The organism is Citrobacter sp. Ca225 (assembly GCF_030337175.1).
In the GTDB taxonomy this organism is placed as follows: Bacteria; Pseudomonadota; Gammaproteobacteria; order Enterobacterales; family Enterobacteriaceae; genus Citrobacter_A; species Citrobacter_A amalonaticus.
This window is the reverse complement of record NZ_JAOWCD010000061.1, coordinates 222,778-237,872: the sequence shown is the minus strand read 5'-3', so window position 1 is coordinate 237,872 and position 15,095 is coordinate 222,778. Positions and strand designations below refer to the sequence as shown.

The window sequence follows — 15,095 nt, the reverse complement described above, 5'->3', positions numbered from 1 at the left end:
AGGTACCGATATGTATTCATCAATTGCACAGGCCAACGACGCCATTATTGAACGCATCAAAGCCGCCCGCCCACATTGGGTTGCTGTCCGTCCTGCGAAAGAGGCGGTGGTTGAATTGTCCTCCGGGCGTAAATTGCTGCACGCCGGCCCGCCGATTGCCTGGGAAGAGATGACGGGGCCTATGCGCGGTGCCTGTATCGGCGCATCGCTGTTTGAGGGGTGGGCGGCCAGTGAAGAGGAAGCTGTCAGTCTCCTGAATCAGGGCGAAGTGGAATTTATCCCGTGCCACCATGTTGGCGCCGTCGGCCCGATGGGCGGTATCACCTCTGCAAACATGCCAGTGCTGGTCGTACGTGACGTGGTGCATGGCAATCAGTCCTGTTGCAACCTGAACGAAGGGATCGGCAAAGTCATGCGTTTCGGCGCCTACGGTGAGGATGTGCAGACGCGTCTGCGCTGGATGCGCGATACGCTGGCACCGGTGTTACAGGAGGCCTTGTCGCGCATGGAGAACGGCGTGGATCTGACGGCGATGATGGCTCAGGCGATTACGATGGGGGACGAATTCCATCAGCGTAATATCGCGGCCTCGTCGTTACTGTTGCGCACGCTATCCCCTGTGATCGCCGGTCTTGATCATCCGAAAGCCGAAATCATTGAGGTGCTGCAGTTCCTGAGCGTGACCGATCAGTTCTTCCTTAACCTGGCGATGGCCTACAGCAAAGCGGTGATGGATGCGGCGGCAGTGATTAAAGCCGGTTCGGTGGTGACCGCAATGACGCGCAACGGGCGTGAGTTCGGGATTCGTGTCAGCGGCACCGGCGACCGTTGGTTTACCGCGCCAGTGAATACGCCGCAGGGCTTGTTCTTTACCGGCTACAGTCAGGCTGACGCTAACCCGGATATCGGTGATAGCGCCATTACCGAGACGCTGGGCATTGGTGGCGCAGCCATGATTGCTGCACCTGGTGTGACGCGTTTCGTCGGTGCGGGCGGTATGGGGGCCGCGCTGGAAACGTCCGAGGAGATGGCGGAAATCTACCTCGCCAACAACCCTTTGTTCCAGATCCCGTCCTGGGATTTCAAAGGGGCGTGTCTGGGGCTGGATATCCGTCGTGTCGTGGAAACGGGGATTACGCCGCTGATCAACACCGGTATCGCTCACCGCGAAGCCGGAATCGGCCAGGTTGGTGCGGGGACCGTACGTGCACCGCTGCTGTGCTTTGAAAAAGCGCTGGAAGCGCTGGCGGAAGAGCATCACATCACGGCGTAACAGAAATGCCCGGTGGCGCTAACGCTCACCGGGCCTACGGATCGGTGTCACTCGTGGGCCGGATAAGGTGGCGCCGCGATCCGGCATTTCGGAGTAACCTATGTTCATTCTCAATGCCCTGGCCTGCGCCGGGCTTTATCGACTTCCAGAGGGTGAATGGACGCTGCACAGTCGCTTCTCACAGGCGATCAATTTCAGCCATGCTAACGGCGAACTACTGACGTTATACCGCTACGGTAAAGGCATGGGGCCGACCGGCGTGCTGTTGAGTCGTGCACAGTTCTCCCGCCTGACGACGGTTTCTCGCTTGTGCAAAACCGGGGATCTGCTGACCGGGCAGGGGGTGACCCTTCGCCCTCAGCGTCAGCTCAGGCTGCAACTGACTCCTTCTGCTATCGCACTGCTCGACCTGTCTTCCTGTGTTCAGCAAACCGGTCTGGGAGGTGCGCTCAACCAGCCACTCAATACCGTGGCGTGTTACCCGCAGATCGTTGCCGGGCTGGAGCGTTGGGCGAATGGCATCGCGCCAGACTGGCGCTGGCTGATTGGACGAGGTCCCGGACTCACGCCCAGCGGTGATGATATGCTTACGGGAATGCTGGCGGTCTTTATTGCAGCCGGGATACCGGTTCACCTTTTTTTACCCCCGGCGGATCAACTTGCGCAACTGACAACTTCGGTAAGCTGTAGCTATCTTAATAGTGCCAGAGTGGGCGAATTTTCGACGCCGGTGTTGGGGGTGATGCGCAGCTTGCAAACCGGGCGTGACGCAGGCCACGCACTGCGTCGTCTGCTCACGGTGGGGCACACCTCCGGCGCTGACATGGTGTTAGGGATTGCGCTGGCGCAACGCTGGTTGCTGATGGCTAACTCAAGGGGAAAGCATGCTCGATCAGGAAACAATACGTACATTTATTCGGGTAGCTGAGACGGAGAGTTTTTCCCGTGCGGCCAGCTCACTGCATAAAACGCCTGCGGCAATCAGTTACCGCATCAAAACGCTGGAAGAGCAGGTGGGTACGCAGCTCTTTTTACGAACCACGCGTTCCGTCAGCCTGACGTTGGCGGGACAGCATCTGCTCGAACATTGTCGCCAGTGGCTTAACTGGCTGGACGCCATGCCTGATGAATTGCAGCAGATTAATGCGGGCGTTGAGCGTCAGGTTAATATTGTTATCAATAATTTGCTCTATCAGCCGCAGACGACCGCTGATTTACTGACGTGGCTGCATCAACAATTTCCCTTCACCCGTTTCCAGATCTCCCGCCAGGTCTATATGGGCGTGTGGGATTCGCTGCTGTATGACGACTATCAACTGGCGATTGGCGTGACCGGTTCCGAATCGTTGTCAAACAACATTTCACTGCTGCCACTGGGGGACATTAGCTGGCAGTTTGTGGTCGCGCAGAATCACCCGTTGGCCAGCCATCCGGCAACGGTGTTATCGGACGACATGCTGCGTCGCTACCCCGCCATCAATATTGAAGATACGTCGCGCACGCTCACCCGTCGCGTGGCCTGGCTGCTGAGCGGACAAAAGGAGATTAAGGTTCCGGATCTCAGCACCAAGCTGGCCTGTCACTTAAGTGGCCTGGGCGTCGGTTTTTTACCGGAACGTCTGTGTCGCCCTTACGTAGAATCCGGCGCACTGGTGGCTCGTTCGGTGGTGAATCCTCGCCAGCCGTCACCGCTTTCTATCGCCTGGAAGAATGCCGGAAGTGGAAAAGTGGTCAGCGAAATTGCCGCAATTTTTAAACAAAAACATGGGCTGGTGGGGGGATTTTTGCGGATGGTGGATCGTCCTGCAGAACGGCAATAGCCGTGATATCCAGAATTGAAACATAACGAAAATGGCATATTCACCCATTATTGTTTACCTTTAACGGGGTGTTTTCGTGAGATTGATCTCATTTGCTCTGATTTGTTATGACCAAGGAATATGTAATGGAAGATTTGAATGTTGTCGACAGCATCAACGGTGCGGGGAGCTGGCTGGTCCGCAACCAGGAATTGCTGTTGAGCTATGCCGTCAACATCGTGGCGGCAGTGGCCATTGTGATTGTCGGGATGATCGTGGCGCGTCTGGTGTCGAATACGGTTAATCGCCTGATGGTGGCGCGGCATATCGATGCTACCGTGGCAGACTTTCTTTCCGCGCTGGTGCGCTACGGAATTATTGCCTTCACGCTGATTGCCGCACTGGGTCGGGTAGGGGTACAGACGGCGTCGGTGATTGCGGTGCTCGGTGCCGCCGGTTTAGCGGTCGGTCTGGCGTTGCAGGGATCGTTGTCTAACCTTGCCGCAGGCGTTCTGCTGGTCATGTTCCGTCCGTTCCGTGCGGGTGAGTATGTGGATCTGGGCGGCGTTGCCGGGACGGTGCTGAATGTGCAGATTTTCTCCACCACCATGCGCACCGTGGACGGTAAAATTGTCGTCATCCCGAACGGTAAAATCATTGCCGGCAATATCATCAACTTTTCCCGTGAGCCGGTACGCCGTAATGAATTTATTATTAGCGTCGCTTACGACTCTGATATCGATAAGGTGAAACAGATCCTCACCGGGATTATCGAATCAGACGATCGCATTCTGAAAGATCGCGAAATGACGGTTCGTCTGAATGAGTTGGGCGCGTCGTCGATTAACTTTGTGGTGCGCGTCTGGAGCAACAGCGGCGATCTGCAAAACGTGTACTGGGACGTACTGGAGCGGATTAAGCGTGAATTTGATGCCGCTGGAATCAGCTTCCCGTATCCGCAGATGGACGTGAATTTCAAACGCGTGAAAGAAGTCACGGCAGAATAATGCTATGCCGGATGCGCATCGCAGCATCCGGCAAAATCCCCTCTTCATTAATTTCCTTAATCTACGATTAATATTATCCATTTCCGCTAATAATCATCCCGCGCTATAGTCTGCGCTATAGAGACAACACTCAGGATGATTACCGTGATATCGTATTATTTTCAAGGTCTTGCGCTTGGCGCAGCCATGATACTTCCGCTCGGCCCACAGAATGCGTTTGTGATGAATCAGGGGATACGTCGCCAGTATCACATCATGATTGCGCTCCTGTGCGCCATCAGCGATCTGTTGCTGATTTGCGCCGGGATTTTTGGCGGTAGCGCATTACTGATGCAGTCGCCGTGGTTGTTGGCGCTGGTCACCTGGGGCGGAGTGGGTTTTTTGCTGTGGTACGGTTTTGGCGCTTTAAAGACGGCAATGAGTAGCAATCTGGAACTGGCCAGCGCGGAAGTGATGAAGCAGGGACGCTGGAAGATCATCGCCACCATGCTGGCGGTGACATGGCTGAATCCGCACGTCTACCTGGATACATTCGTGGTGCTTGGCAGTCTGGGCGGACAACTGGATGTCGAACCCAAACGCTGGTTCGCGCTCGGCACCGTCAGTGCCTCCTTCCTGTGGTTCTTCGGCCTGGCGCTGCTGGCGGCGTGGCTCGCGCCGCGACTGCGTACCGCAAAAGCGCAGCGGATTATCAATACGTTGGTGGGGCTGGTGATGTGGTTCATCGCTTTTCAACTGGCAAAAGAAGGCGTTGCGCATGTTCACGCCTTGTTCAATTAAGAGCCAGTCCATTAGCGCTCTAAGCGTTGTCTGATGGACAACACACTATTTCGCGCTAAGCTTGCCTGCATGCGCCCTGAAATTTGGGGCAACTCACGTAACATGGAGGAGCGACAGTGAAGTTCAAAGTGATGGCCCTGGCGGCATTAGTGGGATTCAGTGCAATGTCGGTGCAGGCAGGCGAATTGCCTGACGGACCGCACATCGTGACTTCCGGGACGGCAAGCGTGGACGCTGCACCAGATATTGCCACGCTGGCAATCGAGGTTAATGTTGCGGCGAAAGACGCTGCGACGGCGAAGAAACAGGCTGATGAGCGCGTTGCGCAATACCTTTCTTTCCTTGAGCAAAATCAGATCGCGAAAAAAGACATTAGCTCGGCGAACCTGCGCACCCAACCGGATTACGATTATCAGAACGGCAAAAGCGTTCTGAAAGGGTATCGTGCGGTGCGTACTGTCGAAGTGACGCTGCGTCAGTTAGATAAACTCAACCCACTGCTGGACGGCGCGCTGAAAGCGGGGCTGAACGAAATTCGTTCCGTTTCGTTGGGTGTGGCGCAACCGGATGCTTATAAAGACAAAGCGCGTAAAGCGGCGATTGATGATGCAATTCACCAGGCGCAGGAACTGGCGGCCGGTTTTAACAGCAAACTGGGTCCGGTTTACAGCGTGCGCTACCATGTCTCGAACTATCAGCCAAGCCCGATGGTGCGGATGATGAAAGCGGACGCGGCACCGGTGTCAGCGCAGGAAACGTACGAGCAGGCGGCGATTCAGTTTGATGATCAGGTCGATGTGGTGTTCCAGTTGGAACCTGCGGCGGGTCAACAATCTGCGGCAACCGCCAAAGCGCAATAACCTTCCAGGCCGGATGAGGCATGTGCGCCACCATCCGGCAATTTTGTTGATTACTTCGCGATACGTTTGTACTTGATACGCTTTGGCTCCAGCGCGTCAGCGCCCAGCGTGCGTTTCTTGTACTCTTCGTATTCGGTGAAGTTACCTTCGAAGAACTCCACTTTCCCTTCATCCTGGTAGTCCAGAATGTGGGTGGCGATACGGTCAAGGAACCAACGGTCGTGCGAGATAACCATTGCGCAACCCGGGAACTCCAGCAGGGCGTTTTCCAGCGCGCGCAGGGTTTCGATATCCAGGTCGTTGGTCGGTTCATCGAGCAGAAGAACGTTACCGCCAACCTGCAGCAGCTTCGCCAGATGCAGACGACCGCGCTCACCACCGGACAGCTCGCCGACGCGTTTGCCCTGGTCGGTGCCTTTGAAGTTAAAGCGGCCAACATAGGCGCGACTTGGCATTTCGGTGTTGCCGATCTTCATGATATCCAGCCCACCGGACACTTCTTCCCACACGGTTTTGCTGTTATCCATGGCGTCACGGAACTGATCGACGGAGGCCAGCTTAACGGTTTCACCCAGCGTGATGGTGCCGCTGTCTGGCTGTTCCTGACCGGACATCATACGGAACAGGGTGGATTTACCCGCGCCGTTCGGACCGATGATGCCGACGATGGCGCCTTTCGGTACAGAGAAGCTCAGATCGTCAATCAGCACGCGGTCGCCGTAGGATTTACGCAGGTGGCTGACTTCAATGACTTTATCACCCAGACGCGGTCCAGGTGGAATAAACAGTTCGTTGGTTTCGTTACGTTTCTGGTATTCCGTGCTGTTCAGCTCTTCAAAGCGTGCCAGACGGGCTTTACCCTTAGACTGACGGCCTTTCGCGCCCTGACGAACCCACTCCAGTTCTTTCTCGATAGATTTACGGCGTGCCGCTTCCTGAGAGGCTTCCTGCGCCAGACGCTGATCTTTCTGCTCCAGCCAGGAGGAGTAGTTACCTTCCCACGGAATACCTTCGCCGCGGTCAAGTTCGAGGATCCAGCCTGCGACGTTGTCGAGGAAGTAACGGTCGTGGGTAATCGCCACCACGGTGCCTTCGAAGTCGTGCAGGAAGCGTTCCAGCCAGGCCACGGATTCCGCATCCAGGTGGTTGGTCGGTTCGTCAAGCAGCAGCATGTCAGGTTTTTCTAACAGCAGACGGCACAGTGCGACACGGCGACGTTCACCTCCGGAGAGGGTCGCGATTTTGGCGTCCCAGTCTGGCAGACGCAGGGCGTCGGCCGCACGCTCCAGTTGCACGTTCAGGTTATGACCGTCGTGCGCCTGAATGATCTCTTCGAACTTGCCCTGTTGCGCGGCCAGTTTATCGAAGTCGGCATCTGGCTCAGCGTATTTCGCGTAAACCTCATCCAGACCTTTCAGTGCGTTGACCACTTCCGCCACTGCTTCTTCAACAGACTCGCGTACGGTGTGTTCAGGATTAAGCTGAGGTTCCTGCGGCAGGTAACCAATTTTGATGCCAGGCTGCGGGCGGGCTTCGCCTTCAATATCTGTATCAATGCCCGCCATGATGCGCAGCAGGGTGGACTTACCGGCACCGTTAAGGCCCAGTACGCCGATTTTTGCGCCAGGGAAGAAGCTCAGCGAGATGTTTTTAAGAATATGACGTTTCGGCGGAACGACTTTGCCGACACGATGCATGGTATAAACGAATTGGGCCACGTTGGACTCGCCTCTGTATTTATCGTGATGAATATACCCGTCATACTTCAAGCTGCATGTGCGTTTGCTGCACTCGTTCACCCCAGTCACTTACTTATGTAAGCTCCTGGGGAGTTCACTCCCTTGCCGCCTTCCTGCAACTCGAATTATTTAGGGTATAGATGTATTCAAAGGCGAAGTGTAGCCTTTTTCCCCTCTCAATCCCAGCCAGCAGATCTCACTCGCAGTAAAAGTAAAAAAGTGTCCGCGACGTGGCGTAAATGCCAATGACTGGTTAGCATGAAATCATTAGGCGGCATGAGGCTGCAGCGACGTATCATATTTAGAGGAAGAGCTTGTGGACAAAGCCCAACGATTTACCTGGCGTCTTATTGCCGCCGGTGTGTGCCTGCTGACGTTAAGTCAGGCAGCGCGAGCCGATTCACTGGACGAGCAGCGTAACCGTTACGCACAGATTAAGCAGGCCTGGGATAACCGACAGATGGATGTCGTGGAGCAGATGATGCCGGGCCTGAAGAATTACCCCCTGTATCCCTATCTGGAATATCGGCAAATCACCGATGATCTGATGAATCAGCCGACCGTCACGGTGACCAACTTTGTACGTGCCAACCCAACCCTGCCGCCAGCGCGTACGCTGGAATCGCGTTTCGTTAACGAACTGGCGCGGCGTGAAGACTGGCGCGGATTATTAGCGTTTAGCCCGGAGAAGCCGAGAACCACCGAGGCGCAGTGCAATTACTATTACGCGAAGTGGAATACCGGGCAAACGGAAGAAGCCTGGCAGGGGGCGAAAGAGCTGTGGTTGACCGGTAAAAGCCAACCTAATGCCTGTGACAAACTGTTCAGCGTCTGGCGCGCGTCTGGCACCCAGGATCCGCTCTCTTACCTGGAGCGCATTCGCCTGGCGATGAAAGCGGGCAACACTGGACTGGTGACGGTACTGGCCGGGCAGATGCCGGCGGAGTACCAGACTATCGCGTCAGCGATTATCTCACTGGCGAACAACCCGAACAGCGTCCTGACCTTTGCACGCACCACCGGCGCGACCGATTTCACTCGTCAGATGGCCGCTGTGGCCTTTGCCAGCGTCGCTCGTCAGGATGCGGAAAACGCGCGTCTGATGATTCCGTCACTGGTACAGGCGCAGCAGTTGAATGAGGATCAAACCCAGGAGCTGCGCGATATCGTCGCCTGGCGATTAATGGGCAACGACGTCACCGACGAGCAGGCGAAATGGCGAGACGACGCGATTATGCGCTCGCAGTCCACCACGCTGGTGGAGCGTCGGGTGCGCATGGCGCTCGGGACCGGCGATCGCCGTGGCCTGAATACCTGGCTGGCGCGTCTGCCGATGGAAGCGAAAGAGAAGGACGAATGGCGCTATTGGCAGGCCGATTTGCTGCTGGAACGAGGACGGGAAGCGGAAGCAAAAGAGATCCTGCATGCGCTGATGCAGCAGCGCGGTTTCTACCCGATGGCGGCGGCGCAGCGCCTGGGGGAAGAATACGTACTGAAAATTGATAAAGCGCCCGATAATGTGAATAACGTGTTAACTCAGGGACCCGAAATGGCCCGCGTTCGCGAACTGATGTACTGGAATATGGATAACACCGCCCGCAGCGAGTGGGCAAACCTGGTCACCAGCCGGACGAAGACGGAGCAGGCGCAGCTGGCGCGTTATGCCTTCAACAATCAGTGGTGGGATCTGAGCGTGCAGGCGACGATCGCCGGTAAACTCTGGGATCATCTGGAGGAGCGCTTCCCGCTGGCGTATCAGGATCTCTTTACCCGCTATACCCGTGGCAAAGATATTCCGCAAAGCTATGCGATGGCGATCGCGCGTCAGGAGAGCGCCTGGAATCCGAAGGTGAAATCGCCGGTCGGCGCCAGCGGGCTGATGCAGATTATGCCAGGCACCGCGACGCACACGGTGAAGATGTTCTCTATTCCGGGTTACAGCAGTCAGAATCAGTTACTGGATCCGGAAACCAATATCAATATCGGCACCAGCTACCTGCAGTACGTCTATCAGCAGTTTGGCAATAATCGGATCTTCTCGTCAGCAGCTTACAATGCCGGACCAGGGCGCGTGCGCACCTGGCTTGGCAACAGCGCGGGACGGATCGACGCCGTGGCGTTTGTCGAGAGTATTCCCTTCTCGGAAACGCGTGGCTATGTGAAGAACGTGCTGGCCTACGACGCTTACTATCGCTATTTCATGGGGCAGAAAGACACCCTGATGAGCGATTCTGAGTGGCAGAGACGTTATTAATCCGGTGGGTTATGTTATGATTTGTACTCGTGTATGAGTACAACAGGGCGGCATAACATGACCCAGCATTCCCCTTATTCATCGGCGATGGCCGAACAACGTAATCAGGAGTGGCTTCGTTTTGTGGAGTTGCTCCGCCAGTCTTATGCAGAGGATCTGCACTTACCGCTGTTGCAACTGATGCTGACCCCGGATGAGCGCGAAGCGCTGGGGACGCGTGTACGCATTATCGAAGAGTTATTACGTGGCGAAATGAGCCAGCGCGAGCTTAAAAACGAGCTGGGCGCGGGGATTGCGACGATCACCCGCGGCTCTAACAGCCTGAAATCGGCGCCCGTCGAACTGCGGCAGTGGCTGGAAACCATATTGTTGAAAAACGCCTGAAAAGTGATTTCGTAGGCCTGATAAGCGTAGCGCCATCAGGCTTGCAACCGCACTATCGCCGGATGACAATTTCGTCTTATCCGGCTTACGAACTCAACGATAAATCGCGTTATGAAACGGGCTGAGCGCCAGAATCACGGCCTGGTGGTAAACGCTGGCGCGCGTCAGTTTCCCGGCGGTAAACACGCCAATCGCCCCTTCTTTTCGGCCAATCTTATCAATACCCGTGTAGTGTGACATTACCGGACCCAGCGCTTCACCCTCGCGCACTTTTTCAAGGATCACCGCAGGCAGCGGCAGCGTCGCAGAACGCGCTTCGCCACGCTGGGTGGCGTTTTCGACAACCACCCAACTGAAGGTCGCATCTTCATCAATACCCGCTTCGATGGCTACCCAGAAGTCGGCATCGGGGCGCGCACGACGGGCGTTTTCGACCCGATTCCGTGCGCCAGCACGCGTTTCAGGACTTCCGAAGGGTTGTTCCGGTACGCCGCTATCGACGTCCACAGACTCAATATGGCAGGATCCTTCACCGAAGATCTCGTTAAATGCCTGCAGAATTGCCTGAATTTTGGCGGGATTGGTGGTTGCTGAGACAACATGGTGCATAATTAAGCTCGATTTTATAAAAACTCTTTGCAGTATACGGAAAAATAGCATGTTACAGGTATACCTTGTTCGCCACGGTGAAACGCAGTGGAACGCCGAGCGACGCATTCAAGGCCAGTCCGACAGTCCGCTGACCGCTAAAGGTGAGCAACAAGCTATGCAGGTTGGTGACCGCGCGAAAAGTCTCGGCATCACCCACGTCATTAGTAGCGATTTGGGACGTACCCGCCGCACCGCTGAAATCATCGCCCAGGCCTGTGGCTGTGATATCACCTTAGATGCTCGCCTGCGCGAGCTGCACATGGGCGTGCTGGAAAAACGTCATATTGATACCCTGACCGAAGAAGAAGAGAACTGGCGTCGTCAGTTAGTCAACGGCACCGTCGACGGACGTATTCCCGAAGGGGAGTCGATGCAGGAGTTAAGCGATCGCGTTCATGGCGCGCTCGCTGCGTGCCTGGATTTGCCGCAGGGGAGTCGTCCGGTGTTGGTCAGTCATGGCATTGCGCTGGGCTGTCTGGTCAGTACGATTCTGGGACTTCCTGCCTACGCTGAACGCCGCTTACGCCTGCGTAACTGCTCGATTTCGCGGGTAGATTATCAGGAAAGCCTGTGGCTGGCGCCGGGATGGGTGGTCGAAACGGCAGGGGACATCTCGCATCTGGACGCCCCTGCGTTGGATGAGCTACAGCGCTAACGGCGAATCGGAATCAGGAATTCGCAGCGCAGGTTAATGGGGCGGTCACCGGCTTTGGCATCTTCAGCCGGGTAGTACCGCTCGATATCCTGGCCCTTGCGGCGCGTCAGGTTCAGGAGCGGCATGCAGGTACCATAGACCGTCAGGATGAACTCCTGAACGCCCGTTCCCAGCCCTTCGTAAGTAAACATCACATACTCGCCGCCCTGCAACAGCACCGGCTGTGCCGACTGTACGTAGCCGTTGGCCTGATCCTGCGGCAGCGCGGTGGTGTAGAACACTTCCTGCTCGTCATCTTTTTCATGGCTGGGATGCGTTTCGTTCAGGCCATAGAGTACAGGCGGAATGGTTGGCGCGTGGCCGAGGAAATCGTGCCAGAACTGATAGCGCATTTCGTGGCGGAAATCGGAAATTTGCTCCAGCGAACAGGAGTAACTCTGGGTGACACCCAGCAGTTGCATATCTTCCAGAGTGACAAATTTATGCTCAGGCATGGCAAATTCGCCCAGACGCAGAGGCGGACGAATACCGAATGCGCTCCATTCCGGTGAACGACGATACAGTGCAGGCGTCTGGGAAAACTGTTTCTTAAAGGCGCGGGTGAACGTTTGTTGAGAGTCGAAGCGGTACTGCAGGGCAATATCCAGAATCGGGCGAGCCGTCAGGCGAAGCGCAACGGCAGATTTCGATAAGCGGCGTGCGCGGATATACGCGCCAATCGCATGACCCGTCACGTCCTTAAACATTCTCTGCAGATGCCACTTGGAATAACCCGCTTTTGCCGCCACATTGTCAAGCGACAGCGGCTGATCCAGATGACCTTCCAGCCAGATTAATAGGTCGCGAATAATGCCGGCCTGATCCATAAAATATCCTCATCCTTTCAACTACAAACACCTGACATCAGATTATTGGATAATAGCATTTTTTGTTGTTTTAGCATTCAGTGTTTTTTTTGCGCATTAATGCTTTTTTTGAATCTAATAAAACGTGATTATTGTAATCCTGTGATCTGTAAACAGTTTCTTTTACAATGCTGAATAATTGCGCAGCGTCATTTTAAAGAATGGTAACAATATGAAATACAAGAGTTTAGTTCTGTCCACTCTGTTGCTTATGCTGGCGCCGCTGGCATCTGCTGAGCAGATCGGTTCCGTCGATACGGTGTTTAAGATCTTTGGGCCGGATCATAAAATCGTCGTGGAGGCGTTTGACGACCCCGATGTTAAAAACGTGACCTGCTACGTCAGCCGTGCCAAAACCGGTGGCATTAAAGGCGGGTTGGGGCTGGCGGAAGATACTTCTGATGCCGCCATCTCCTGCCAGCAGGTAGGACCGGTAGAACTGAGCGACAGAATCAAGAACGGTAAAGCGCAGGGCGAAGTGGTCTTTAAGAAACGCACTTCGTTGGTCTTCAAATCATTACAGGTCGTGCGCTTCTATGATGCCAAACGCAACGCGCTGGCTTATCTGGCCTATTCCGACAAGGTGGTCGATGGGTCGCCGAAAAATGCCATTAGCGCGGTACCTATCATGCCGTGGCGCGAATAACAGGGAAGCATTATGCAGCAGGTGTCGGTCTGGCTGGTGGAAGATGAGCAGGGTATCGCGGATACCCTGATTTATATGCTCCAGCAGGAAGGGTTTAGCGTGGAAGCCTTTGAGCGCGGGTTGCCCGCGCTGGAGAAAGCACGTCATCAGTGTCCGGATGTAGCGATTCTCGATGTCGGGTTGCCGGATATCAGCGGTTTTGAGCTGTGCCGGCGATTGCTTGAGTACCATCCGGCGTTACCAATCCTCTTTCTGACGGCGCGCAGCGATGAGGTGGATCGCTTGCTGGGTCTGGAAATCGGTGCCGACGATTACGTCGCCAAACCGTTTTCACCGCGGGAAGTCTGCGCCAGAGTCCGCACGCTGCTACGTCGGGTGAAGAAGTTTTCCACGCCGTCGCCTGTTGTCAAAACCGGCCATTTTGAGCTGAATGAACCTGCGGCTGAAGTGGCCTGGTTTGGTACGCCCCTGTCACTCACGCGCTATGAATTTTTGCTGCTGAAAACTCTGCTGTTATCTCCAGGGCGTGTCTATTCGCGCCAGCAACTGATGGATATCGTCTGGGCCGATGCGCAGGATACATACGACCGGACGGTCGATACGCACATCAAAACGCTGCGCGCCAAACTGCGCGCGATCAACCCGACGCTTTCGCCGATCAACACGCATCGTGGGATGGGCTACAGCCTGAGGAGCCTCTGATGCGCATTGGCATGCGTTTGCTGTTGGGCTATTTCCTGATTGTCGCTGTTGCCGCGTGGTTTGTTCTTTCTATTTTTGTACAGGAGATTAAACCTGGCGTACGGCGCGCAACGGAAGGGACGCTGATCGATACTGCCACGCTGCTGGCGGCGCTGGCGCGTGACGATCTCCTGTCGGGTAACCCGGCGCATGGCCAACTGGCGCAGGCGTTTACGCAACTGCATAACCGTCCTTTTCGCGCCAACATCAGCGGAATCAATAAAGTCCGCAATGAGTACCATGTTTACATGACGGATGCGCAGGGCAAAGTGGTGTTTGATTCCGTCAATAAAGCGGTCGGGCAGGATTACTCTCGCTGGAACGATGTCTGGCTAACGCTGCGTGGACAGTATGGCGCGCGCAGTACGCCGCAGGATCCCGCCGATCCGGAAAGCTCGGTCATGTATGTTGCTGCGCCGGTTGTCGACAACGGAAAGATCATCGGCGTGCTCAGCGTGGGAAAACCCAATGCCGCGATGGCACCGGTGATTAAACGCAGCGAGCGCCGGATCCTTTGGGCCAGCGCGATTCTGCTTGGCATTGCGCTGGTGATAGGCACCGGGATGGTCTGGTGGATAAACCGTTCCATTGCCCGCCTGACGCGCTATGCGGATTCCGTGACCGAAAACCAGCCGATGCCGCTGCCTGAACTGGGCAGCAGTGAGTTGCGCAAACTGGCGCAGGCGCTGGAGAGCATGCGTCTGAAGCTGGAAGGCAAGAATTACATTGAACAGTACGTATACGCGCTCACCCACGAGCTAAAGAGTCCGTTGGCGGCCATTCGCGGCGCGGCGGAAATTCTGCGGGAAAATCCGCCTCCGGACATTGTTAAGCGCTTTACCGACAATATTCTCAGCCAAAATGCGCGAATGCAGGCGCTGGTTGAAACCTTGCTGCGCCAGGCGCGACTGGAAAACCGTCAGGATATTGCCCTCTCCCCGGTTGCGGTCGATGAACTGTTTGCGCAAATCAGCGACGCGCGCGCGATTCAACTGGCGACGAAGGCGATATCGCTGGAGATTGTCCCCTCGGCGTTAAGCGTCTCTGCGGAGCCGGCGCTACTGGAACAGGCGTTGGGCAACTTGCTGGACAATGCCATTGATTTCACCCCGGCAGGCGGAGCGATCACCCTCAGCGCACAAGCGCATGCAGAGACGGTGACGCTGACGGTGACCGATACGGGTACAGGCATTCCTGATTTTGCCTTACCGCGGATATTTGACCGCTTTTACTCACTGCCGCGTGAGAATGGCCTCAAAAGCAGCGGTCTTGGACTGGCGTTCGTTCGCGAAGTGGCGCGACTGCTGAAGGGGAGTGCAGAATTACGTAACCGCCCAGAAGGCGGCGTCGAGGCCACGCTCACACTTCACCGTCACTTCACATAATTTCAAATTCCCCCCA

General features: G+C 55.7%; 15 protein-coding genes. 12 read left to right on the top strand and 3 right to left on the bottom strand.

Going from position 1 to position 15,095, the window contains the following annotated elements; genetic code table 11:
- The first annotated feature begins 10 nt into the window (after positions 1–10).
- From OGW13_RS07840 to OGW13_RS07815, 6 genes are all read left to right on the top strand, one after another.
- On the top strand, positions 11–1,273 hold the full coding sequence (locus OGW13_RS07840) for a YlbE family protein (RefSeq protein WP_287115857.1): 1,263 nt from the start codon (positions 11–13) through the stop codon (positions 1,271–1,273).
- 100 nt (positions 1,274–1,373) lie between these two features.
- Positions 1,374–2,201, top strand: coding sequence for an oxamate carbamoyltransferase subunit AllH family protein (locus OGW13_RS07835; RefSeq protein WP_090049069.1), 828 nt, complete (start codon positions 1,374–1,376; stop codon positions 2,199–2,201).
- On the top strand, positions 2,158–3,093 hold the full coding sequence (allS, locus tag OGW13_RS07830) for an HTH-type transcriptional activator AllS (protein ID WP_042998034.1): 936 nt from the start codon (positions 2,158–2,160) through the stop codon (positions 3,091–3,093). The genes OGW13_RS07835 and allS overlap by 44 nt, the downstream gene beginning before the upstream one ends.
- A 125-nt stretch (positions 3,094–3,218) precedes the next feature.
- Positions 3,219–4,079 (top strand): small-conductance mechanosensitive channel MscS, encoded by an 861-nt coding sequence (locus OGW13_RS07825; RefSeq protein ID WP_042998033.1) that lies wholly within the window; start codon positions 3,219–3,221, stop codon positions 4,077–4,079.
- A gap of 144 nt (positions 4,080–4,223) precedes the next feature.
- Entirely contained in the window at positions 4,224–4,859 is a 636-nt protein-coding gene (gene argO / locus OGW13_RS07820; RefSeq protein WP_090049175.1) for an arginine exporter ArgO, read from the top strand.
- 116 nt (positions 4,860–4,975) lie between these two features.
- The gene (locus OGW13_RS07815; protein ID WP_042998032.1) at positions 4,976–5,719 is read left to right on the top strand and encodes an oxidative stress defense protein; all 744 of its coding nucleotides are present in this window, start codon (positions 4,976–4,978) and stop codon (positions 5,717–5,719) included.
- A gap of 50 nt (positions 5,720–5,769) precedes the next feature.
- On the opposite strand, the gene ettA is transcribed toward OGW13_RS07815, so the two are convergent.
- Entirely contained in the window at positions 5,770–7,437 is a 1,668-nt protein-coding gene (gene ettA, locus OGW13_RS07810; protein ID WP_044255637.1) for an energy-dependent translational throttle protein EttA, read from the bottom strand.
- A 337-nt stretch (positions 7,438–7,774) separates the two neighbouring features.
- Between ettA and sltY the strand changes: the two genes are divergently transcribed.
- Both sltY and trpR read left to right on the top strand, forming a co-directional pair.
- Positions 7,775–9,712, top strand: a complete 1,938-nt coding sequence (gene sltY / locus OGW13_RS07805) for a murein transglycosylase (protein ID WP_287115856.1) — start codon at positions 7,775–7,777, stop codon at positions 9,710–9,712.
- 57 nt (positions 9,713–9,769) lie between these two features.
- Positions 9,770–10,096 (top strand): trp operon repressor, encoded by a 327-nt coding sequence (trpR, locus tag OGW13_RS07800; RefSeq protein ID WP_042998029.1) that lies wholly within the window; start codon positions 9,770–9,772, stop codon positions 10,094–10,096.
- Between the two features lie 93 nt (positions 10,097–10,189).
- On the opposite strand, the gene yjjX is transcribed toward trpR, so the two are convergent.
- Entirely contained in the window at positions 10,190–10,705 is a 516-nt protein-coding gene (gene yjjX, locus OGW13_RS07795; protein WP_042998028.1) for an inosine/xanthosine triphosphatase, read from the bottom strand.
- 49 nt (positions 10,706–10,754) lie between these two features.
- Here yjjX and gpmB point away from each other — a divergent pair, with 49 nt between their 5' ends.
- Positions 10,755–11,402, top strand: a complete 648-nt coding sequence (gene gpmB, locus OGW13_RS07790; protein WP_287115855.1) for a 2,3-diphosphoglycerate-dependent phosphoglycerate mutase GpmB — start codon at positions 10,755–10,757, stop codon at positions 11,400–11,402.
- Here the strand turns inward: gpmB and robA are convergent.
- Positions 11,399–12,268 carry an MDR efflux pump AcrAB transcriptional activator RobA gene (robA, locus tag OGW13_RS07785; protein WP_044255635.1) on the bottom strand — a complete coding sequence of 290 codons (870 nt, stop codon included), beginning with the start codon at positions 12,266–12,268 and terminating at the stop codon, positions 11,399–11,401. The two genes, gpmB and robA, sit on opposite strands and share 4 nt — an antisense overlap.
- A gap of 211 nt (positions 12,269–12,479) precedes the next feature.
- Between robA and creA the strand changes: the two genes are divergently transcribed.
- The 3 genes from creA to creC are packed head-to-tail and all read left to right on the top strand — an operon-like array spanning position 12,480 to position 15,079.
- A complete protein-coding gene (creA, locus tag OGW13_RS07780; protein ID WP_042998025.1) occupies positions 12,480–12,953 on the top strand; it encodes a protein CreA in 474 nt (157 codons plus the stop codon).
- 12 nt (positions 12,954–12,965) lie between these two features.
- Complete coding sequence (gene creB / locus OGW13_RS07775; protein ID WP_042998024.1) at positions 12,966–13,655, top strand: two-component system response regulator CreB; 690 nt, start codon at positions 12,966–12,968, stop codon at positions 13,653–13,655.
- Positions 13,655–15,079 (top strand): two-component system sensor histidine kinase CreC, encoded by a 1,425-nt coding sequence (gene creC / locus OGW13_RS07770; protein ID WP_287115854.1) that lies wholly within the window; start codon positions 13,655–13,657, stop codon positions 15,077–15,079. Before creB ends, creC begins: the two co-directional genes overlap by 1 nt.
- Positions 15,080–15,095 lie beyond the last annotated feature (16 nt).